The following is a 21,320-nucleotide window of genomic DNA, read 5'->3' as shown; positions in this document are numbered from 1 at the left end:
GGAAGGCACGCCATGACGCCCAGCACCCGGCCCCTCGCCGCGCTCGCCACCGCCCTGCTGCTGGCCGGCTGCTCCGCGGGCTCGGACGGCGGTGGCTCGGCCGGCGACGGCTCCGAGGCGCGGCCCCGGCCCTCCCTGGCACCGGCCGACGACGACACGCCGCGCACCGGCCCCGCGAAGGCCAAGGCCGGCACGTGGTATCCGTACGACCTGTTCACCCACTGCGGCGTCACCACCATGAAGTTCTCGGGACAGTGGTGGCGGCTCACCACCCTGCGCACCGACCTGGACTCCCACGTGGCCGGGAACCGGGTGGAGTGGGGAGGCAACTACACGCCGGGATACGTGCAGCTGGAGTCGGCGGGCGTCGCGGTGTTCGAGACCGCCGGTCAGCCTCCGCTGGTGTTCGAACCGGCGGCGGAGCCGACCACGCCCTGCAAGTAGCCGCATTCCCGCTCCGCGGACGGGCCGCCATACTGGACGGGCCGGGGAGGCGCAGTCACGCGACGGGGGCGACAGTAGGAGATGGCGGAGTCCAGGCTGATCCAGGGCCGGTACCGGCTGCTCGACGTGATCGGGCGCGGGGGAATGGGGGAGGTGTGGCGGGCACGCGACGAGGCGCTCGGCCGCCGGGTCGCCGTCAAGTGCCTCAAGCCGCCGGCCCCTCTGCACGAGGAGTCCTTCACCCGGGTCCTGCGCGAACGCTTCCGCCGGGAGGCCCGGACGGCCGCGGCGCTCCAGCACCGGGGTGTCACCGTCGTCCACGACTTCGGTGAGTGCGAGGGAACCCTCTATCTCGTGATGGAACTGCTGGACGGGCGCAACCTCAGCCAGCTGCTGGAGGACAACACGGACCGGCCGCTGCCGGTGCCGGACGTCGTGGACATCGCGGAACAGGTCGCCGCCGCCCTCGCCTACACGCACGAACAGGGCATCGTGCACCGCGACCTGAAGCCGGCGAACATCATGCGGCTCACCGACGGGCACGGTGAAGATATGCGACTTCGGCATCGCCCGCCCCGGCAACGACGGCTTCACCGCCAAGCTCACCGGAGCCGGAGTCGCCATGGGCACCCCGCACTACATGTCGCCCGAGCAGATCGGCGGTGACGAGGTCGACCACCGCAGCGACCTCTACTCGCTCGGCTGCGTCCTGTACGAGATCGCCACCGGCGTACCGCCCTTCGACCTGGGCGACACCTGGGCCGTGCTGGTGGGACACCGTGACACCCTGCCGCGGCCGCTCCGGGGCCACCGCTCGGACCTCCCGGAGTTCTTCGACCGGATCGTCCTCGACCTGCTGGCCAAGACCCCGGAAGAGCGGCCGGCCGACGCCTGGGAACTGGGCCGCCGGATCGCCGGGGGACGCGTCCCGGGCGCGTTCCCCAAGCCCGTACCGCCGCAGCGCCGCCCGGAGCAGCCGTCCCCGCCCGCTCCCCGGCTGCCGTCCTGGACGCGCGGCATGACCCCGGGCCCCAGGGCCGGCGGCACCAGGAGCCCCGACGCCGTACCGGACGGCACCGCCGTGCTCACCGGCTGGTGGACCCCGCCGCCCGCGGGCCCGGGCGTTTCGGCCGCCGCGGCCGGGATGCCCGGCGAGCCGGCCCTCAGCCGCACCGGTGGGGCCGCCGACGGGCCGCGCGGGCAGCGCGACGCGGGCGGCTGATCCCTGGTCAGCGGTCACCGGCGCGTGTTACCAAGGGCCATGCCCGTACCTGTTGCGTTCCACCAAGACGTTTACGACGCCGTGATCGTCGGCGGCGGCCACAACGGCCTCGTCGCTGCCGCCTACCTCGCCAGGGCCGGGCGCTCCGTCCTGGTCCTGGAGCGCCTCGGCCGCACCGGCGGGGCCGCGGTCTCCGCCCGCCCGTTCGCCGGCGTCGACGCCCGGCTCTCGCGCTACTCCTACCTGGTGAGCCTGCTGCCGCAGAAGATCGTGGACGAGCTGGGGCTGCGCTTCGCGGTACGTAAGCGCACCGTCTCCTCGTACACCCCGGTGGAACGGTCGGGCCGGGCCACCGGCCTGCTGGTCGGCGGCGGGGCGGACCGCACCCGCGAGTCGTTCCTGCGGCTGACCGGCTCGGACCGGGAGTACGAGAGCTGGCAGGCCTTCTACGGCATGACCGGGCACGTGGCCGAGCGGGTCTTCCCCACGCTCACCGAGCCGCTGCCCAGCCGGGGCGAGCTGCGCGCGCGGATCGGCCACGACGACGCCTGGCGGATGCTGTTCGAGGAACCCCTCGGCGTCGCCGTCGAGCAGAACTTCGCCGACGACCTGGTGCGCGGCGTCGTCCTGACCGACGCCCTGATCGGAACGTTCGCCGACGCCCACGACCCCGGACTGCGGCAGAACCGCTGCTTCCTCTACCACGTGATCGGCGGCGGCACCGGTGACTGGGACGTGCCGGTCGGCGGGATGGGGGCGCTCACCGACGCGCTCGCCGCGGCCGCCCGGTCGGCGGGCGCCGAGATCGCCACCGGCCACGAGGCGACCCGGATCGCGACCGACGGAACCGCCGCCGAGGTCACCTTCCGGACCGCGGACGGCGAAGGAAGCATCGCCGCCCGCCGGGTCCTGGTGAACGCCTCGCCCGACGCGCTCGCGACCCTGCTGGGCGAGCAGCCGCCCGCGCCGGCCGAGGGCGCCCAGCTGAAGGTCAACATGCTGCTGCGCCGGCTGCCACGGCTGCGCGACAGATCGGTCGACCCGCGCGAGGCCTTCGCGGGCACCTTCCACATCGCCGAGGGGTACGGGCAACTGGCCCGCGCCTACCGGCAGGCGGCAGCCGGTGAACTGCCCGGCGCCCCGCCCTCGGAGATCTACTGCCACTCCCTGACCGACCCCTCGATCCTCGGCCCGGAACTCGTCGAGCGGGGCTACCAGACCCTCACCCTGTTCGGACTGCACACGCCGGCCCGGCTCTTCGAGCGTGACAACGACGGGATCCGCGCCGACCTGCTGAAGGCCACGCTCGCGGAGCTGGACGCCCATCTCGACGAGCCGATCGCCGACTGCCTCGCCCTCGACGAGGACGGCCGCCCCTGCATCGAGGCCAAAACGCCACTCGACCTCGCACGCGACCTGCGGCTGCCCGGCGGCAACATCTTCCACCGTGACCTCGCCTTCCCGTACGCGGCCGAGACCACCGGCCGGTGGGGCGTGGAAACGGCACACGCGAACGTCCTGCTGTGCGGGGCGGGCGCGGTCCGTGGCGGCGGGGTCAGCGGAATCCCCGGCCACAACGCGGCGATGGCGGCCCTGGGTCAGTAGGAGCCGTAGGGCCTCTCGTTTGGATCTTGCCGGGCTCGCGGGGTCTGGCACCGCACCTCGCCGCGTTGTCGTCAGTCGCCAGGGCTCCGCCATGGCTCCTTCCTCCGCCTTGCGACGCACGGCACCAGACCCCGCTCCCTGATCCGGCCTGATCCAAACGAGAGGCCCTCGCGCGTGCCCGTTCAGTCCTCGGACGCCGTCCAGCCCGCCGCCTCGATACGGGCGGCGTCCGCGGACCTGGTCTCGTCGAAGGCGGTACGGCGCCCCTCGGTCACCCGGATGCCGTCCACGTACACCCCGCGCCCGACGTGGAGCGTGTCGGTGGTGTACCGCCAGCGCAGGCGTACGGGTGCGCCGCGCCACGCCGCCAGTTCCGTGTCCAGGCGGTGCCAGACGCGCCCCGAGTACCCGGTCACCGAGCCGGCCGGGCGCCCCACCGGCCGCTGCCCCCGGCCGCTGGTGGTGAAGGGCACGGGCTGCCAGGTCGCGCCGTCGTCGGCCGAGCCTTCGAGGAAGAGCGCGTCGGAGCCGGGCTCGGTGTCCCACCACAGCGCGCAGCGCAGCCGCGCGCTGTCGGCGGTGAGGGTGAGTGCGGGCAGGGTGAGGGTGGCGGTGGTGGCGCCCGCCATCCCGGAGAACCAGGCCGTGCGGCCGTGCGCGGGCCGGACCGGGACGGCGCGGGCGAGGTGGTTGGCGGCGGCGACGCGCGGAGCACTGCCCGAACGCCAACTGCGCACGGGATGCACCGAGTTGCCGAGAACGACGAGGAACGAGTCGGTGGACGGGTCCAGGACCAGGCTGGTGCCGGTGAAACCGGTGTGGCCCGCAGTGTGCGGAGTGGCCAGCGCGCCCATGTACCAGTGCTGGTAGAGCTCGAAGCCGAGGCCGTGCTCGTCCCCGGGGAAGGCGGTGTTGAAGTCGGTGAACATCAGCTTCACCGACTCGGGTTCGAGGATGCGGGCGAGGCCGTACGCACCGCCGTTGAGCAGGGTCCGGCCGAGCACCGCGAGATCCCAGGCGCAGGAGAAGACGCCGGCGTGCCCGGCGACGCCGCCGAGGCTGTACGCGTTCTCGTCGTGCACCTCGCCCCACACCAGCCCGCGGTCGAGCCCGGACCAGGGCAGCCGCGCGTCCTCGGTGGCGGCGATCGCCGGCTTCCAGGAGGCGGGCGGGTTGAAACGGGTGCGGTGCATCCCGAGCGGAGCGGTGATCTCGTCGTGGAGCAGCACATCCAGACCGCGACCGGTGATCTTCTCCAGCACGAGCTGAAGCGAGATCAGATTGAGGTCGGAGTAGAGGTAGCGGGTGCCGGGTGCACTGGCCGGCTTCTCGTTCCACAGCAGCCGCAGCTTCCCCTCCCGCGTGGGCTCCTTGTACAGCGGAATCCACGCCCGGAAGCCCGAGGTGTGGGTGAGCAGCTGCCGTATCGTGACGTCCTGCTTGCCGCCGCCCGCGAACTCCGGCAGGTATGAGGCGACTTGGGCCTCCAGCTCCAGAGCGCCCCGCTCGATCTGCTGCACCGCCAGGATCGAGGTGAACAGCTTGGAGACGGACGCGAGATCGAAGACCGTGTCCTCGGCCATCGCGATCTGCCGGTCCGCCGGAAACTCGACACCGGTGCCCGTCTTCTCGTCGTACGCCGAGTAGCGCACCGCCTTGCCGATCGGCTGATGCAGCGCCACGGTGCCGCCCCGGCCCGCCAGCAGCACGGCCCCCGCGTACCAGGGGTGCTGGGGTGAGGGGCCGAGGAACTTCTTCGCGTCGGCCACGAGCCGGCTCAGGTGCTCCGCCCGCAGACCGGCCCGCTCCGCGGAACCGCGTCGCAGGACCGGCCGGCCCCCGCCGCCGCGAGAGGCCGCCGATGCCGCGCCCAGGGGGAGCGAACCCACCACCAGTGCGCCTCCCAGAGCCATGGCCCCACCGGCCAGTTGTCGTCGGCTGATTCTCCCGCCCGCAGCGTCCCCACCCATGGAACAGCCTCCCTGCTGTCGGTACTGAAAGTATCTTTCGGGATGACGGCCAGTACGCGAAACTTTCTTCCCGCTCGCTGTTCACTGTCAACCATCAAGAATCTGACGCAGCATCAGAAAATCTCTTCCCTCGGCCGCCGGGCTGCGGCATCCTGCGCCCATGGAGACGGAGCTGAGCAGGAAACTGGGAGTCGAGCACGCGATCTTCGGCTTCACGCCCTTCCCGGCGGTCGCCGCGGCCATCACCCGGGCCGGCGGATTCGGCGTGCTCGGGGCCGTCCGCTACACCGCGCCCGACGACCTCGCGCGCGACCTCGACTGGATGCAGCGGCACACCGACGGCAAGCCGTACGGCCTCGACGTCGTCATGCCGGCGCAGAAGGCCGTAGGAGTGACGGAGGCCGAAGGGGTGACCGAGGCCGACGTCGAGGCGATGATCCCGGCCGGCCACCGTCGGTTCGTCCAGGAGACCCTGGCCAAGCACGGGGTGCCCGAACTCGCCGACGGCGAGGCCTCCGGCTGGCGTATCACCGGCTGGATGGAACAAGTCGCCCGCAACCAGCTCGACGTCGCCTTCGACCACCCCATCAAACTCCTGGCCAACGCGCTCGGCTCGCCGCCCGCCGACGTCATCCGGCGCGCCCACGACCACGACATCCTGGTGGCGGCCCTGGCCGGCAGCGCCAAGCACGCCCGCCGGCACGCCGAGGCGGGCATCGACATCGTCGTCGCCCAGGGCTACGAAGCCGGCGGCCACACCGGGGAGATCGCCTCCATGGTCCTCGTCCCCGAGGTCGTCGACGCCGTGTCCCCCCTCCCCGTACTCGCCGCCGGCGGCATCGGCAGCGGCGAGCAGATCGCCGCGGGACTCGCGCTCGGCGCCCAGGGCGTCTGGCTCGGCTCGCTCTGGCTCACCACGACCGAGGCGGACCTCCACTCACGCGCCCTGACCCGGAAGCTGCTCGACGCGGGCTCCGGCGACACCGTCCGCTCCCGCGCGCTGACCGGCAAACCCGCCCGCCAGCTGCGCACCGAATGGACCGACGCCTGGGACGACCCCGACGGCCCCGGCGCCCTGCCGATGCCCCTGCAAGGCCTGCTCGTCGCCGAGGCCGTCTCCCGTATCCAGAAGTACGAGGTCGGGCCGCTGCTCGGCACCCCCGTCGGCCAGATCGTCGGCCGGATGAACTCCGAGCGCAGCGTCCAAGCCGTGTTCGACGACCTGACCAGCGGGTTCGAGCGGGCCATCGACCGCGTCAACCGCATCGCCGGCCGGTCCTGACCAACCCCGGTGATCCCGCCGAGAGGAGCTCCATGTCCCCACCACCCAACGGCTTCTGGGCCCAGGCGGCCGCCGACCCCGGCCGTACGGTCCTCGTCGCGCCGGACGGCGAGGAGTGGTCCGCCGGACGGCTGCACGCCGCCGTCAACCAGCTCGTCCACGGACTGCGCGCCGCCGGGCTGGAGCAGGGCGACGCCTTCGCGGTCGTGCTGCCCAACGGCGTCGAGTTCCTCACCGCTTACCTCGCCGCCTCCCAGGCCGGGCTCTACCTCGTCCCGGTCAACCACCACCTCGTCGGCCCCGAGATCGCCTGGATCGTCGCCGACTCGGGCGCGAAGGTGCTGATCGCCCACGAGCGGTTCGCCGAAGCGGCCACCGCGGCCGCCGACGAGGCGAAGCTCCCCGCCACCCACCGTTACGCGGTCGGCGAGGTCAGGGGCGCGGTCAGGGACTTCCGCCCGTACGCCGAACTCGTCGACGGCCGGCCCACGGCCGTGCCCGCCGACCGCGCACTCGGCTGGGTCATGAACTACACCTCGGGCACCACCGGCCGGCCGCGCGGCATCCGCCGGCCGCTGTCCGGGAAGCTCCCCGAGGAGAGCTACCTCGGCGGCTTCCTCGGCATCTTCGGCATCCGGCCCTTGGACGGCAACGTCCATCTGGTCTGCTCGCCGCTCTACCACACCGCCGTACTCCAGTTCGCCGCGGCGTCCCTGCACATCGGGCATCCGCTGGTCCTCATGGACAAGTGGACGCCCCAGGAGATGCTGCGGCTGATCGACCGGTACCGCTGCACCCACACCCACATGGTCCCGACCCAGTTCCATCGCCTGCTCGCGCTGCCGGCCGAGGTCCGGGACACGTACGACGTGAGCTCGATGCGGCACGCCATCCATGGTGCGGCGCCGTGCCCGGACCACGTCAAACGGGCGATGATCGACTGGTGGGGCCGGTGTGTCGAGGAGTACTACGCGGCCAGCGAGGGCGGCGGCGCCTTCGCCACCGCCGAGGACTGGCTGAAGAAGCCCGGCACGGTCGGCAGGGCCTGGCCGATCAGCGAACTCGCCGTCTTCGACGACGACGGCAACAGGCTGCCGACCGGCGAAGTCGGCACCGTCTACATGAAGATGAGCACCGGCGGCTTCAGCTATCACAAGGACGAGAACAAGACGAGGAAGAACCGCATCGGCGACTTCTTCACCGTCGGCGACCTGGGCCTCCTCGACGAGGACGGCTACCTCTTCCTCCGTGACCGCAAGATCGACATGATCATCTCGGGCGGGGTCAACATCTACCCCGCCGAGATCGAGTCGGCGCTCCTGTCCCACCCGGCCGTCGCGGACGCCGCGGCGTTCGGCATCCCGCACTCCGACTGGGGCGAGGAGGTCAAGGCGGTCATCGAGCCCGCCGAGGGGTACGAGCCGGACGACGCGCTGGCCGCCGAGATCCTGGCGCACTGCGCCCGGCGACTGGCGGGCTACAAGCGGCCCCGGACCGTCGACTTCATCGCCACCCTGCCGCGCGACCCCAACGGAAAGCTGTACAAGCGCCGGCTGCGCGACCCGTACTGGGAGGGCCACGCGCGCGCCGTGTAGGACGCCGTGCAGGGGGTGTCCCTCGTACCCGGCAACGCACCATGCTGCCCGCGCGTACACCGCGCGGGCGGCCGGTGTCTCTGGCAGCGTGTCGTCCATGAGCACGCTGAACCGGTCGGCAGCCCTCCACTGGACCGTGCTGGTCCCGCTCGTCGCGCTCGTCGCACTGGTACTCAGCTGGGGCCGGGACCTCGCGCCCGCCGCGGTCGTCGTCGTCGCGCTCTGCCTGGCCGGCGCGGTGCTGGCCGCCGTGCACCACGCCGAGGTGGTCGCCCACCGGGTGGGCGAACCGTTCGGCTCACTCGTCCTCGCCGTGGCGGTGACGGTCATCGAAGTGGCCCTGATCGTCACCCTCATGGTCGATGGCGGCGCCAAGACCTCCTCGCTCGCCCGCGACACGGTGTTCGCCGCGGTGATGATCACCTGCAACGGCATCGTCGGTCTCTCCATCCTGGTCGGCTCGGTGCGCAACCGCGTCGCCGTCTTCCACGCCGAAGGCTCCGGAGCGGCGCTCGCCACCGTGGCGACCCTGGCCACGCTGAGCCTGGTCCTGCCGACCTTCACCACCAGCAAGCCCGGGCCCGAGTTCTCTGCCGCCCAACTGACCTTCGCCGCGGTCGCCTCACTGGCCCTGTACGGCCTGTTCGTCGCCGTACAGACCGTGCGGCACCGCGACTACTTCCTGCCCGTCGGCCGGCCCACGCAGCACGAGGCCGACGAACACGCCCCGCCGCCCGGCCGGCGCGCGGCACTGCTGAGCCTGGTCCTGCTGGTCGTCGCGCTGGTCGCGGTGGTGGGAGACGCCAAGGCGGTCTCCCCGACGATCGAGTCCGGCGTGGCCGCCGCCGGCCTGCCGCACGCGGTGGTCGGAGTGGTGATCGCCCTGCTGGTGCTGTTGCCCGAGACCCTCGCGGCCGTACGGGCCGCCCGCCGGGACCGGATGCAGACCAGCTTCAATCTCGCCTTCGGCTCGGCGATGGCGAGCATCGGCCTGACCATCCCGGTGATCGCGCTCGCCACCATCTGGCTGAGTGGCCCCCTGCTGCTCGGGCTGGGGGCCACCCATATGGTGCTGCTGGTCCTCACCGTGGTGGTGGGCACGCTGACGGTTGTACCCGGCCGGGCGACCCTCCTCCAGGGCGGCGTACACCTGGTGCTGTTCGCCGCGTTCCTCTTCCTCGCGATCAGCCCGTAGAGCGCCCGGTCAGCGCCGCTCGCGCGCCCACACCACCCGGAGCCCGGGGGAGGTGAGGATGTCCTTCTCGCAGAACCGGGACTTCACCCAGCGCTCGGCCGAGTAGAGCCCGGTCTGGTCGCTGAAGTACGGCGACTGCGGATTCGAGGACTGGGCGTACGTCAGCAGCGTACGGGCCACCGGGCACCGGCTGCCGTCCCAGCCGACCGCCTGGATGTAACTGGAGCCGTGCGCCACCTCCGTATAGCCCCCGCCCGCCGGATTCCACCCGGCCTCGATCTTGTTCCAGATGCCGAGCGACTCGGTGCCGCCGTGGATGGGGACGCGCTTTCCGTTGCGTACGACGAACTGGTGCTCGCCCAGCGGGGAGTCGAGCGCGATGCCCGCCTTCCGCAGCTCACCGACCGCGTCGGCCAGCGCGCGGGCCACCCCGGGCGAGGCGGTGTTGAGCGTGTTCGGCGTCCGGACCGGGTCGGCGGGGGAGAACGGGACCTTCCACAGCTCGGCCGCCGGTACGGTCGCGACGAGACGGCGCCAGAAGCGGTCGAAGAGCAGCGCCCCACGGCTGCCGGTGTCCACCGTCCGGTCCCAGCCCTTCAGCACCGCACAGGCATCCGACACGTCGACCGTCTTGCCGTCGCTGCCCACCGCACTGCCGCCCGGCAGCGCGGCACACGCCGCGGCCGCGTCGGCGGCCGCCAGATCCCCGGCCGGCGCCCGGTTCGCGAACTGCTGCCGCTGGAGGTCCGCGACGGTCAGCCGGCCCTTGCGGGCCATCGCCGCGACGTCCTCCACCGCGCCCCGGGTCCGCAGCGAGCGCGGGGTGCCGATCGTGCCGAAGACGCGCGGGTAGCCGGTGAGCGGCTGATCGGCGTTGGCCAGCCAGGCGCTGTCGTTGGAGTTCTCCGCGTACGGCGCGTCCTTCAGCGTCGGCATCGCGGACGGTCCGAAGACGCCGGGCTGGAGCGCGTCCGGGTCCAAGCCGAGCGCGCAGTCGGCGCGCGAGCCGTCCAGCACCGCCAGCCCCGCGGCCGGATACGTGGCCCTGCCGAGCGCGGTCGAGCAGCGCTGCGCCAGTTCGTCGGTGATCCGGGGCAGCACCTGCGACTGCGTGAACAGCGAGTGCCCGCCCGCGTCCGCGGCGACGGTGTTCACCCAGGGAATGCCCTGGGTGCGCCGCAGCGCGTCCAGTACGCCGTCCGTGCTACGGGCCTTGCCGAAGCCCAGCGCGGTGTCCGAGGCGCGCAGGTTCACCGCGTTCGGGTCGTGCAGCGCGTACGCCGTACTCGTTGTCCAGGGCAGCGGCAGTGCGGCGCCGAGTGAGGTGACGACCGGGCCGTACCGCGTCCACCACTGCGTACGGGTGACCGGAGCGCCGTCGCGTACCGGCACGGTGACGGTCCGCCGGATCATCCGCTCCGGCCTGCCGTCCACGAGATATGCCGTCGGGTCGGCCGGGTCCAGGCTCAGCTGGTGGAGATTGAGCGTCACACCGGTGGCGACCGTGTGGCTCCACGCGACCTTGGCGTTGTGCCCGATCGAGACGGTGGTGGAGCCCAGCAGCGAGCCGCCCGAGACGTTGAGCTCACCGGGAATGGTCTGCTGCGACTGCCAGAAGCGGCGGCCGCCCTGCCAGGGGTAGTGCGGATTGCCGAGCAGCAGCCCGCGCCCGTTCGCCGTCGTGCTGCCGCCGAACGCGACGGCGTTGGAACCCATGTCCGCGCTCTCGGCGGCGAACAGGTCACCGGCCGCCCGGGCCGCGTCGCTGGGCTCGGGGTCCTTCGCCGTACGAGCCGTGGGGGCACTCGGTGGCTGCGCGGCCGTGATGCCGTCCACGCCCCGGCCCTGTCCGCCCAGTACGGCGAGCGCGAAGCCGCGCGCCGCCACGTCCAGGGTGGTGACGGGCCGCACCCACGCGGCGCCCTGGCACGCGGGGTCGGTGATCCGGTTCTGCTTCAGCCAGGCGTTGTAGCCGGCCGCCCAGCCGCGCATCAGCTCCCGCACCTCGCGGCCGGGCCCGGCCGGGGCGGGCTGAGCGAGCAACTTCTCGACCGTGCCCGCGTCCCGTACGCCGCGGAAGAAGAGGTCGCTGGAGAGGTTCTTCCCGGCCGAGGAGAGCGACCCGTCGGGCGCCGCGTCGGCCCCGAAGTACCGCGAGCGCTCCCCGCGCAGGGTGACGAAGCCGTCGGCGAGCGTGCAGACCTGGTCCGCGGCCTGCGCCCAGCCGGTGCCGAAGCCGAGGTTCGCGTAGTCCTTGGCGAGGATGTGCGGAATGCCGTACTCGGTGTACCGGATGACGGCGGAGAGACCGCCGCCGGACGGGTGACGCTCACGGCCGTGGTCGTCCGCGGCGGCGGCCGGCGGCAGCGAGGCGGTGGCGGTGAGCAGCGCTATGCAGGTGAGGCCGAGACGTCTCATGCGGGTACGGAGGTGCAACATGCCTCCCAAGTGGGCGACGGACAGAGGTGGTTGCGCATGACAGGGACGTGTCACCGGCCACTCACGCAGCAAAGGTGAGCACCTGTCAACATCCCGTTCGGTATCTCCTGTGCGCGGAGTGTGCGCGGGGGACCTTGACCCGCCCCGGCCCGGCGCACAGGATCGCGTCATGAGGGAAGTACGCAACAGCACTGTCGACGGGATCGTGCGGATCAGCGCCAGGCGGCTGCCCGAGCGCACCGCGGTCCGGTACAAGGACCGGACCTGGACCTATGCGCGGCTCGACGAGTCCGTCTCGACGGCGGCGGCAGTCCTGACCGGGCACGGACTGGAGCAGGGCGACCGGGTCGCCGCCTACGGCCACAACTCGGACGCCTACCTGATCGCCTTCCTCGCCTGCGCGCGCGCCGGGCTGGTGCATGTGCCGGTCAATCAGAACCTCACCGGCGAGGACCTCACGTACATCCTGGAGGACTCCGCCTGCGCACTCGTGCTCGCCGACCCGGACCTGGCCGGCCATGTGCCGGACGGCTTCGCCGTACGAGCGCTGCGCGACACGGACGACTCGCTGCTCGCCGCCCTGCGCGAGCCCGAGGAGTTCGAAATCGACCGGGACCAGCGGGACGTGGTCCAGCTCCTCTACACCTCCGGGACCACCGCGCTGCCCAAGGGCGCGATGATGACGCACCGGGCGCTGATGCACGAGTACGTCAGCGCGATCGAAGCCCTCGACCTGGACGAGGGCGACCGGCCGGTCCACTCGCTGCCGCTCTACCACTCCGCCCAGATGCACGTCTTCCTGCTGCCCTACCTCGCGGTGGGCGCGGAGAACACCATCCTCGACGCACCCGACGCCGGACAGATCTTCGACCTGGTCGAGGCGGGCCGGGCGGACAGCCTGTTCGCCCCGCCGACCGTCTGGATCGGCCTCGCGGGCCATCCCGAGTTCGCCACCCGCGACCTCGGCGCGCTGCGCAAGGCGTACTACGGCGCGTCGATCATGCCCGTGCCCGTACTGGAGCGGCTCCGCGAGCGGCTGCCCGGACTCGGCTTCTACAACTGCTTCGGGCAAAGCGAGATCGGCCCGCTGGCCACCGTCCTGCGCCCCGAGGAGCACGAGGGGCGGATGGAGTCCTGCGGCCGCCCCGTCAAATACGTCGAAGCCAAGGTCGTCGACGAGCACGGCAAGGACGTGCCCGACGGCACACCCGGCGAGGTCGTCTACCGCTCACCGCAGCTGTGCCTCGGCTACTGGCACAAGGCCGCCGAGACCAGAGAGGCCTTCCGTAACGGCTGGTTCCGCTCCGGCGACCTCGCCGTACGCGACGCGGAGGGGTACTTCACGGTCGTTGACCGGGTGAAGGACGTCATCAACTCCGGGGGCGTGCTGGTCGCCTCCCGCCAGGTCGAGGACGTGCTGTACGAGCATCCGCTGGTCGCGGAGGTCGCCGTCATCGGACTGCCCGACGACCGCTGGATCGAGGCGGTCACGGCCGTCGTGGTGCCGCGCGGCGCGGTCACCGCCGAGGAGCTGACGGCGCACGCGCGCGAGCGGCTCGCCCACTTCAAGGCGCCCAAACAGGTGCTGCTGGTGGACGAGCTGCCGCGCAACGCCAGCGGGAAGATCCTCAAGCGGGAGCTGAGGGACCGCTTCACGTCGGCCGCTCGTCCACGGTCCGTCTGATGTTCCGACGGACCGTTCCAGCGTCTCGGGGTCGATGATGGAGCAGGCGGTTTTCGAATCCGTCAGGTACTCCGCTGTGTGCCAGGACTGCAGTGCGGAGCTGCAGTGCTGGGGAGTTCAGGCCCTGGTGAACGGCCGGTTGCGATGGGACGTTGAGTCAACCTGTTCCACCTGTGGATTTGCGGTAGCCGTGTGCGGTGGCGACGTGCCGGCCGAACTGCGGGATCAGATGCTCTCCGAGCACGGACCCGCGCGCCTGCAGGTGAGCAGTCCGCCGGCGAAGAGCGTCGCCATCATGCTCGTGCTGCGCGCTGAGCTCGGCATTGACCTGATGAACGCCAAGGCTGTGCTGCGCCGTGTGTTGGACGGTGATTACTCAGGAACGCTTCCCGAGATGGAACACCTGGCCCGCACGCTCCGGAGATCCGGCATCGCTGCTGAAGCGACTCGCCCGTAGGCCATGTTCTGACAGATCGCCGTCCTTCGTGATGATCTTCGCGTGGCGCAGGGAGATGTGAGGGGATCCCGCGAGCCGTGATGAGTCCTGCGGCGTCCGGCGGTCGTACTGTCGAACCATTACCGAGGAGGACTTCTGATGCGCAGCGTGACCTACTCGATGAACGTCTCACTTGACGGCTACATCGTCGGGCCGGACGGCGACTTCGACTGGACAGCGCCCGACGAGGAGGTCTTTCGCTTCTGGATCGACGAGATTCGACAGGTCGGCGTCCACCTGTTGGGACGACGGCTGTACGAGACGATGCTGTACTGGGAGACCGCCGACCAGGATCCATCGCTCGACGACTCCATGCTCGAGTGGGCCGCGCTCTGGAAGCCGCTGCCAAAGGTGGTGTTCTCCACCACACTGTCGGCGGTGCAGGGCCATGCCCGCCTGGCCTCCGGCGGCCTGGCGGAGGAGATCGAGCGGTTGCGAGCCGAGCCGGGGGAGGGCGAGATCGCGATCGGCGGCGCGACTCTCGCCGCCGAGGCGGCCGCGTTGGGTCTGATCGACGAGTACCGGGCCATGGTCTACCCGGTGCTGGTTGGCGGCGGCATCCCGTTCTTTCCCCAGCGCGAGCGCCGGGTGGATCTCGAACTCGTCGAGACCCGCACCTTCAGCTCAAGAGTCGTCTACCTCCGCTACCGCGTGGCGCGCTAGGTGTTCTGTCCCGGAGGTTGTGGACGGGTGAGGCAGGTCTCGGCTGAGAGATCTTGAGAACCATCACGCGTTCCCTGGTCACACCGTCGGGCAACAGGTCTCCGAGCTCTCCCGTGACGACGAAACCGTTGCGTTGATACAGCGCGACGGCGGGCTCGTTGTCCGGGATCACCGCGAGTTTCAGCGTTGTAGCACCCGACTGCCGGGCCCACGTCTCGACTGCCGCTATCAGCTGGTCTCCGACGCCGCGGCCCCGCGCCTGGGGGCTGACCCACACCGACCTCAGCTCGCATGTGCCGCTGTCCCCAGGGAGGCCGGCGGCCATCCCGACCGTTCGGCCATCCAGCAAGGCGACGATGTTGTAAGTGGCGGGCATCGCGAAGTGTGCGCGCCACCGCTCCTCCCCGCCGCTGTGCCAGTCCGCCAGCCGAGACTTGAAGGCGTGCGGTGCCTCGCCCAGCGCAGCAAGGCGAACCTCCCGCCACAATGGCCAGTCGCCTGTCGTGAGAACCCGCAGGTGCACCATGGCGACGAGTCTGCCGCGACCCTCGTGGGGTAGTCCATGACACCTCTGGCTTTGACGGGACAGTGATCAGCAGTTACGGACAGCCCTCAGAAGTCATCTCATTTGGCGAGTCTGCGAAAGCAGATGAGCGTGCAGGCGATGCTGGTGAAGGGCAGGAAGTGCTCGGCTTTGCGCTCGTAGCGTCGGTGGAGACGTCGGCAGTCGGCGAGCCAGGACATGGTGCGTTCGATGGTCCACCGGTGGCGGCCGAGTCGCTGTGAGGACTCGAGCCCCTTGCGGCCAATGCGGTGGGCGATGCCTCGCTGGCGTAACCATCGCCGCAGGTGGGAGCAGTCGTAGCCCTTGTCGGTGTGGAGCTTGGCCGGCCTGCGCCGACGAGGTCCGCGGCGGGAGCGGATGGGCGGGATGCCCTTGACCAGGGGGATCAGGGGGACCAGGGCCTGACTGTCGTGGAGGTTCGCTCCAGAGATGGCCACTGACAGAGGCAGACCGGTCCGCTTCGTCAGCAAGTGGACCTTTGAGGATCCCCACCGTGATCTACAGAGTACCGAGTAGCCCAAATGAGATAACGTCTAAGTAACGGCCCGGCCAGGAGTTTTCCCTGGATCGGTACGCTAGTCGCCCATAGCCTCGCAGCGTGAGAATTCAGAAGAGTGAAGAGCAGTATCTCCGTGCCACGTTGGAGCGCCTGCACAGTGCACGGAAGTACGAGGAATCAACCCAGTCAGACTCGGCTGGTTGGATTGTTGAGCCCGGTAGTTCTCTGGCTGGAGACGACGCGAAGTCCGGTCCATACCAGGTGTCGCACAACGTATGGCAGGCGCTCGCCGTTGCCGTAGATCACCTTCACTGCTTCCGGCGCTCACTCGCTGAAGACGTGGGAGGGAACGAGATTGCCCTCACCCTGCACACGCATGGTCAGTACTCGCTGCTCCGCGGTGCTTTCGAGAACAGCGCGCGTGTGGTTTGGATGATCGGTCCGGCGAGCCGTCTCTTGAGGGTGGAGCGTCGGCTCGCCCTCCAAGCCAAGGATCACAAAGCGTCGGACCGCGTGAGGTCTCTTCTGGGGCAGGCATCCCCGAGAACCCTCGCTGAGCGGATCGATCAGCTCGTGAAGCTGGTACAAAGTGCGGACCCGGGCGCTGGTGAGGCCGATGTGAAGAAGCGACTTCTCAACGGAGCGCTGCCTACCGAGATGGTGAGGGCGGCAGGCGAGCTGACCGAGATAGGGGCCGATCAGGCTCAGGTCGTTTGGAGCGCGTGCAGCTCGCTTTCCCACGGAGATGTGTACGGCACATTGAGCATCCTGGAACGGGAGGTCGTCCGCACCGAGGACAGCACAGCGCTCACGCGGCTGAGCAGCGACCCGAAGGTCCTCTACTGGGCGACCGATCGCACCGTCACGATGCTCGAGCAGGCCTTCCACCTCTTCGAACAACGCCGCAAGAGCCACCTCGAACAATGACCCTCCAGCCGCCATGATTGTGGCCGTTGGGCGGTGCGCCACACTTGAGGAGTGAGCTCACCACTGGGACGTGATGGCCCCCCTCGCTACGACCGCCATGGCCGCTTACTCGCTCGGCATGAAGGCCGCCTGCTTCCGCAGCTGGGCCCGCCGCCACGGCATCACCGCCGCCGACTACCAGCGGCTCCCCGGAACAGCCGGCCAGGCTCCCACCCTGTGGGACCTGGCCCACCTCGCCGCCGCCCTGCGCAGCAAGGCCGCTTGAGCACAGATCATTTGCCACACATCATCAGTCATGGTGCACGTACTGCCTCATGAGCCCGGCCAAGAGCCCGGCCTTCGCGCGTTGTGCGGAGGTGAGCGTGTCCGCCGACCTGAAAGCCGCGTACGCCCGCCTCGAAGCCGCGATCCGCGAAGTCGGTGAACTCGAAGGCTTTGAAGGCGTCATGACCGAATGGGTCGTAAAGAAGCAGCTCATGCCACGCCAGTTGCAGCGCCGTATCGACCCGGCCAGCGACGACCTAACGTCCATGGTGGAGCTGGGCGTGGGGGAGGCGGCGCAACCGCTGCCTCCCCCAGCCCCAGAGCCCCTTTCGGCAGCCCAGGCGATGGCCGGGCTAACCGCCAAGCAACGGGCGGCGGTCGATACCGTCGCCAGCCTCGATCCGGCCGTGCGCGCCGCTCTCGGCCTGACCGGCTAGCGTGACGCGAAGCCCCCGCTGCCTTCGGGCAGCGGGGGCTTTCTGCTGTTCCCGCCTCCTCAGAACGTGAGTTGCTTCTTCACCATGGCGACACGGGGCCTTTCAGGTCAGAAGCCGTGTTCGCCCTCGCAGTCGCTGGTGCTGCATCGCCAGTGGACGAGATACTCGGGCTCTATCTCTGCTTCGAGATCTACCGTCCGCTCGTCTTTCTTCGCCGCGACGGTCGTCCCGCAGTCTGGGCAGCGTCGACGGGGCGCTGTGTGGAGTTCGGATCGCCGGTATGAGTGTTTGAAGTCCGTCATACGGCTACGGTGACACGAAGGGCGACTGTTGTTCCCCTGGCGCAGGTCAGAGCGGTCTGCGTTCGGATGACGGGCTGGAGCTGTGCCTTGACCTGTGCCGGTTCTGCCCGGTCGCCGCCCGCGCCCTATGCTGGGCGCCGATGATTGAAACCATCGTCTTCGACATCGGGGAAACCCTCACTCGCGACGACCGTTACTGGGGGGCCTGGGCCGACTGGCTCGACATCCCCAGACACACGCTGTCCGCGCTGGTCGGAGCCGTCACCGCTCAAGGCCGCGACAACGCCGACGCGTTGCGCCTCGCCCGGCCCGGCATCGACGTTCATGCCGAGTACGCCGCGCGCGAGGCGGCCGGCCGCGGCGAGCAGCTCCACGAGGACGACCTCTATCCGGATGTCCGGCCAGCCCTGTCGGGGCTGCGGAAACTGGGCATCCGTGTGATCGTCGCAGGCAACCAGACCGTCAAGGCGGGGGAGTTGCTGCGCACTCTGAACCTGCCGGCCGACCTGGTGGTGACGTCGGGGGAGTGGGGTGTCGCCAAGCCGTCAACCGAGTTCTTCGCCCGGGTCCTCGGCGTGGCGCATGCCGCGCCGCACGAGACGGTCTACGTCGGCGATCACCCGGTCAACGACCTGTACCCGGCGAAGACCGCCGGCCTGCGGGCCGCCCACCTGCGCCGTGGGCCGTGGGGGCACCTGTGGGCCGAAGACCCTGACGTGATGGCGGCGGCGGACTGGCGAATCGACTCGCTCACCGAACTCACTGCGCTCATCGCGGACTGACGGCAATAGGACGGCCCGCCTGGCAAATGCCAGCCGGGGGCCGTTACGTATCCAGCGCATCACCGCGCGCGGGTACGGTTCGGAGTGACGCCCCGAACGGAGCAAGTATGCCCTCCAACCCTCTGCTTGAGGTAGGGCACCGCATCGCCACTGCGCGACGTGCCCGCCGCATGACACAAGCTGACCTCGCCCGGGCCGCCTTCATCTCCCTCGCCACGGTCAAGGCGATCGAGCGAGGCGCCCGCATGCCCAGCGACACCACCCTCGACGCCATCGCAGCGGCTCTCGCCATGGACCCCACACGGCTCCTAACCGGCCATGCCCGCAACGACGGCCGCGTCCATGACGCACTCCCCGCCGTGTCCGCAGCGATCGCCGCCTACGACATCCCCGCCGACGGCCCAGAAACCTCCATCACGGACCTCCAGGCCGCCGTCGACGAAGCCGTCAAGTGGCGTCTCGGAGCCCAGTACGTACGGCTCGCCGACCGGGTGCCGAAGCTCCTTGAACAAACGATCCGCGCGATCCATACCAGCGGCGGCGCCGAGCAGCAGGAAGCAGCCCGCCTGCTCGTGTCCGCGGCCCGCTCGGCCGACGCGGTCGCGTACAAGTTCGGCGCCCACGATCTGTCCGCACGGCTCATCGAACTCATGCGGTGGGCCGCCGTCCGGGCCGACGATCCCCTGCTGACGGCGTCCGTGGCGTATGTGCGGACCGAGACGTTCTTCGCTGCGAAGGCCCACGCCCCCGGCCTGCGTGCGCTTGAGCACGCCGTGGATGCCGCCCCGTCCGTCGCCGACCCGCAGGCAGTGGCCGCTCGCGGCGCCCTCCACATGCGGGCCGCCGTTATCGCCGGCCGGGCTGGTGACGCCGACGCCGCGGACCTCCACCTGGTCGAAGCCCGCCAGCACGGCGACCGGATCCCCGAGGACATCTACCAGGGCACCGCCTTCGGGCCCGACTCCGTCCGCATCCATGAGGTGTCCGTCGCCATCAGCCTGGGACAGGACCACGTAAAGCGAGCCCTGGACGTCGCCAGCGAGTGGAAGCCGTCCAGTGACATGCCACGGGAACGCCGCTCCGGCTTCTACATCGAGCTCGCCCAGGCCCAGCTGTGGGCCGGCTTGATGGACCACGCCTTCGAGTCGCTGAAGGTCGCGCGTGCCGTCGCCCCCCAGCACACCCGCGAGCACCCCTGGGCGCGCGACGTCGCCAGAACACTGCGCCGGCTCAAGAGAGCCGACGCCGAATCCCTCACCCACTACGCCCAGTGGATCGGAGCGGTCTGACCCCTCGAAGGAGGGATACAAAGGGATACACGGTGTAGTACTTGCAGCCGTTGTATGCGCCCATCATCTGTCTGTCCACACCGAAACAGGCAGATGGGAACCCCTATGAGTGAGGCGGAGGCGCTTGCGCCGACCCTCGTTGAGGGCCCGGTCAGCATCGCCCGACTACATGCCGAGGCGTGCTTCCACTGCGGTGCCGTCACCAAGACGCTGCACGCCGCAGGCCACTTCACCTTCCCCGACAACGACAAGATCTGGCCCATCGTGACCTGCGGCTGCGGAGGCCGGTCATGAACGCCATGGCCCGAGCCTCACTGCCCTGGCTGCCTCCGGCCACCGTGTGGCACGTGAAGGCCGGCGAGCACTGGGACGCGATCCGCGTACCCTGCACGCTGGGCAAGCAGGTTGTCGATGATCTGGGCGGCGCTTGCGGGCCGGTTATCTGCGACCCGTGGACCCGCATCCTGTATTTCCTCACCCCGCCGGGAAGCACCGCCGGTTGGGAGCTGCGGGAGACCGTGCCCTGCGGCACGGCCACCTACGTGGTGGTACCGCCGCTGAACGCCGACGAACACGTCCTCCACTGGGTGGTCCCTCCCACCGCCGACCGTGCGGCCATGGACATCGGGTCGTTGCGGGCGGCGCTGGAACGGGTGATTGATCAGCACTTCGGCCCCAGGACGGAGCACTTCGGATGAACATCTGCTGCGTGTGCGACCGGGTCATCACCGGCGAATCGGTCCGAGTCGGAGTCGGGTTCTCGGCGAGCGGTGCCAAGCCGGATGCGTACAAGCACAAGGACGACGACCCCGAGTGCGTCCTGCCGAGGCGGGTCGAGTCGCGTATCGCCCGGCTCTACCTCCGCCGCTGAACTCCCGTCCGCGGTTGGAACGCCGATCGGCCGCGGACGGGGCCACCACCGCGACGAGCAACGCCTCGCATCGGGCCCATCAGCACCACACCCACGGCGACCGCATCGGGTTAAGGGTCGCAATCCCATGAACGCCCGCCCCGGCTGGAGTCCCGGAAGACCCGGTCGGGGCGGGCTCGTAAGACACTGCCCCTGCACCCCACCCTGGACAGGTCGAGTGCAGGGGCGGCCCAGAAGCAAGACGTGGCAGACCTCGACGAAGGGGAAACACATGACCGTCATGCTCGACCGCCCGGTGAGTACAAGCACACGGAACCCGAAGGAACTGCTCAACGCCGTCCAGCCGTACATCCAGCACCTGAGCGTCAACGTGCTGGACAGCGGCATGTCCCTCTGGGACCGCGAAGTCGCCCTGTTGCTGCGCGACAACACCATGGTTCGCGACATGGCCGAACGCATCCTCGGCAACGCCGTCATGTACACCATCGCCTCGATCGAACACCCCGATGTCCACCTCGGCGTCGGCAAGCTTGTCGACATCGGCGTCCACCAGCTCATCCTCGACACCCCCGTTTGGTTCGCGCTCTGCGAGGTCTACAACGGGGGCTGCTACAAGCACCACGCCCCGTTCATCCAGCGCCGCAGCGACGGCCTGTGCCTGCGGACCGCGGACTTCCTGACTTCCATCGGGTTCGACGTCGACCAGGAGCTGTGGGCCATCGACGGCGCTGAATGCTCGCCATGCGACAACAAAGTGCCCGACAGCCACTGAGCAGGCGCTACAGTCGC

At 70.2% G+C, this 21,320-nt stretch carries 21 protein-coding genes and 2 pseudogenes; 18 read left to right on the top strand and 5 right to left on the bottom strand.

Going from position 1 to position 21,320, the window contains the following annotated elements:
• Nucleotides 1–12: 12 nt before the first annotated feature.
• The 3 genes and pseudogenes from ACWV17_RS13450 (at nt 13) to ACWV17_RS13440 (ending at nt 3,271) form a co-directional block, all read left to right on the top strand.
• Nucleotides 13–444 carry a hypothetical protein gene (locus ACWV17_RS13450; protein ID WP_455359862.1) on the top strand — a complete coding sequence of 144 codons (432 nt, stop codon included), beginning with the start codon at nt 13–15 and terminating at the stop codon, nt 442–444.
• A gap of 81 nt (nt 445–525) precedes the next feature.
• Nucleotides 526–1,603 (top strand): annotated as a pseudogene (locus ACWV17_RS13445) (protein kinase domain-containing protein); the annotation flags it as partial.
• Between the two features lie 102 nt (nt 1,604–1,705).
• A complete protein-coding gene (locus ACWV17_RS13440) occupies nt 1,706–3,271 on the top strand; it encodes a phytoene desaturase family protein (RefSeq protein ID WP_455359861.1) in 1,566 nt (521 codons plus the stop codon).
• Nucleotides 3,272–3,453: 182 nt separating this feature from the next.
• Here ACWV17_RS13440 and ACWV17_RS13435 read toward each other — a convergent pair whose 3' ends face one another.
• Nucleotides 3,454–5,241 carry a serine hydrolase gene (locus ACWV17_RS13435; protein WP_455359860.1) on the bottom strand — a complete coding sequence of 596 codons (1,788 nt, stop codon included), beginning with the start codon at nt 5,239–5,241 and terminating at the stop codon, nt 3,454–3,456.
• Between the two features lie 160 nt (nt 5,242–5,401).
• Here ACWV17_RS13435 and ACWV17_RS13430 point away from each other — a divergent pair, with 160 nt between their 5' ends.
• The 3 genes from ACWV17_RS13430 (at nt 5,402) to ACWV17_RS13420 (ending at nt 9,313) form a co-directional block, all read left to right on the top strand.
• Nucleotides 5,402–6,523, top strand: coding sequence for an NAD(P)H-dependent flavin oxidoreductase (locus ACWV17_RS13430; RefSeq protein ID WP_455359859.1), 1,122 nt, complete (start codon nt 5,402–5,404; stop codon nt 6,521–6,523).
• Between the two features lie 32 nt (nt 6,524–6,555).
• On the top strand, nt 6,556–8,118 hold the full coding sequence (locus tag ACWV17_RS13425; RefSeq protein ID WP_455359858.1) for an acyl-CoA synthetase: 1,563 nt from the start codon (nt 6,556–6,558) through the stop codon (nt 8,116–8,118).
• A gap of 97 nt (nt 8,119–8,215) precedes the next feature.
• The gene (locus ACWV17_RS13420; RefSeq protein WP_455354885.1) at nt 8,216–9,313 is read left to right on the top strand and encodes a calcium:proton antiporter; all 1,098 of its coding nucleotides are present in this window, start codon (nt 8,216–8,218) and stop codon (nt 9,311–9,313) included.
• Nucleotides 9,314–9,322: 9 nt separating this feature from the next.
• Here ACWV17_RS13420 and ACWV17_RS13415 read toward each other — a convergent pair whose 3' ends face one another.
• Nucleotides 9,323–11,731, bottom strand: coding sequence for a penicillin acylase family protein (locus tag ACWV17_RS13415; protein WP_455359857.1), 2,409 nt, complete (start codon nt 11,729–11,731; stop codon nt 9,323–9,325).
• Nucleotides 11,732–11,921: 190 nt separating this feature from the next.
• Between ACWV17_RS13415 and ACWV17_RS13410 the strand changes: the two genes are divergently transcribed.
• From ACWV17_RS13410 to ACWV17_RS13400, 3 genes are all read left to right on the top strand, one after another.
• Nucleotides 11,922–13,436, top strand: coding sequence for a fatty acyl-CoA synthetase (locus ACWV17_RS13410; protein ID WP_455359856.1), 1,515 nt, complete (start codon nt 11,922–11,924; stop codon nt 13,434–13,436).
• Between the two features lie 205 nt (nt 13,437–13,641).
• Complete coding sequence (locus ACWV17_RS13405) at nt 13,642–13,893, top strand: hypothetical protein (RefSeq protein ID WP_455359855.1); 252 nt, start codon at nt 13,642–13,644, stop codon at nt 13,891–13,893.
• A 138-nt stretch (nt 13,894–14,031) separates the two neighbouring features.
• Entirely contained in the window at nt 14,032–14,595 is a 564-nt protein-coding gene (locus tag ACWV17_RS13400; RefSeq protein WP_455359854.1) for a dihydrofolate reductase family protein, read from the top strand.
• Between the two features lie 58 nt (nt 14,596–14,653).
• Here the strand turns inward: ACWV17_RS13400 and ACWV17_RS13395 are convergent.
• Nucleotides 14,654–15,121 (bottom strand): annotated as a pseudogene (locus ACWV17_RS13395) (N-acetyltransferase family protein); the annotation flags it as partial.
• A gap of 98 nt (nt 15,122–15,219) precedes the next feature.
• Nucleotides 15,220–15,681, bottom strand: coding sequence for an IS5 family transposase (locus ACWV17_RS13390; RefSeq protein ID WP_455359853.1), 462 nt, complete (start codon nt 15,679–15,681; stop codon nt 15,220–15,222).
• Between the two features lie 77 nt (nt 15,682–15,758).
• Between ACWV17_RS13390 and ACWV17_RS13385 the strand changes: the two genes are divergently transcribed.
• The 3 genes from ACWV17_RS13385 to ACWV17_RS13375 all read left to right on the top strand — a co-directional run bounded on the left by ACWV17_RS13385 (nt 15,759) and on the right by ACWV17_RS13375 (nt 17,287).
• A complete protein-coding gene (locus tag ACWV17_RS13385) occupies nt 15,759–16,586 on the top strand; it encodes a hypothetical protein (RefSeq protein WP_455359852.1) in 828 nt (275 codons plus the stop codon).
• Between the two features lie 73 nt (nt 16,587–16,659).
• Entirely contained in the window at nt 16,660–16,851 is a 192-nt protein-coding gene (locus tag ACWV17_RS13380; protein WP_455359851.1) for a hypothetical protein, read from the top strand.
• Nucleotides 16,852–16,948: 97 nt separating this feature from the next.
• Complete coding sequence (locus ACWV17_RS13375; protein ID WP_455359850.1) at nt 16,949–17,287, top strand: hypothetical protein; 339 nt, start codon at nt 16,949–16,951, stop codon at nt 17,285–17,287.
• A 107-nt stretch (nt 17,288–17,394) separates the two neighbouring features.
• Here ACWV17_RS13375 and ACWV17_RS13370 read toward each other — a convergent pair whose 3' ends face one another.
• Nucleotides 17,395–17,589, bottom strand: a complete 195-nt coding sequence (locus ACWV17_RS13370; protein WP_455359849.1) for a hypothetical protein — start codon at nt 17,587–17,589, stop codon at nt 17,395–17,397.
• 140 nt (nt 17,590–17,729) lie between these two features.
• Between ACWV17_RS13370 and ACWV17_RS13365 the strand changes: the two genes are divergently transcribed.
• The 6 genes from ACWV17_RS13365 to ACWV17_RS13340 all read left to right on the top strand — a co-directional run bounded on the left by ACWV17_RS13365 (nt 17,730) and on the right by ACWV17_RS13340 (nt 21,303).
• Nucleotides 17,730–18,371: an HAD family hydrolase gene (locus ACWV17_RS13365; protein ID WP_455359848.1), complete on the top strand. Its 642-nt coding sequence runs from the start codon at nt 17,730–17,732 to the stop codon at nt 18,369–18,371.
• Nucleotides 18,372–18,478: 107 nt separating this feature from the next.
• A complete protein-coding gene (locus ACWV17_RS13360) occupies nt 18,479–19,660 on the top strand; it encodes a helix-turn-helix domain-containing protein (RefSeq protein ID WP_455359847.1) in 1,182 nt (393 codons plus the stop codon).
• A 105-nt stretch (nt 19,661–19,765) separates the two neighbouring features.
• Complete coding sequence (locus ACWV17_RS13355; RefSeq protein ID WP_455359846.1) at nt 19,766–19,954, top strand: hypothetical protein; 189 nt, start codon at nt 19,766–19,768, stop codon at nt 19,952–19,954.
• Entirely contained in the window at nt 19,951–20,358 is a 408-nt protein-coding gene (locus ACWV17_RS13350) for a hypothetical protein (RefSeq protein ID WP_455359845.1), read from the top strand. Before ACWV17_RS13355 ends, ACWV17_RS13350 begins: the two co-directional genes overlap by 4 nt.
• Nucleotides 20,355–20,531: a hypothetical protein gene (locus tag ACWV17_RS13345; protein WP_455354875.1), complete on the top strand. Its 177-nt coding sequence runs from the start codon at nt 20,355–20,357 to the stop codon at nt 20,529–20,531. The genes ACWV17_RS13350 and ACWV17_RS13345 overlap by 4 nt, the downstream gene beginning before the upstream one ends.
• Nucleotides 20,532–20,802: 271 nt before the next feature.
• Nucleotides 20,803–21,303, top strand: coding sequence for a hypothetical protein (locus ACWV17_RS13340; RefSeq protein WP_455359844.1), 501 nt, complete (start codon nt 20,803–20,805; stop codon nt 21,301–21,303).
• Nucleotides 21,304–21,320: the final 17 nt, after the last annotated feature.

The organism is Streptomyces mabaensis, assembly GCF_053763515.1.
Note: the sequence above shows the minus strand (reverse complement) of the source record. Positions and strands in the feature narration are given on the sequence as shown.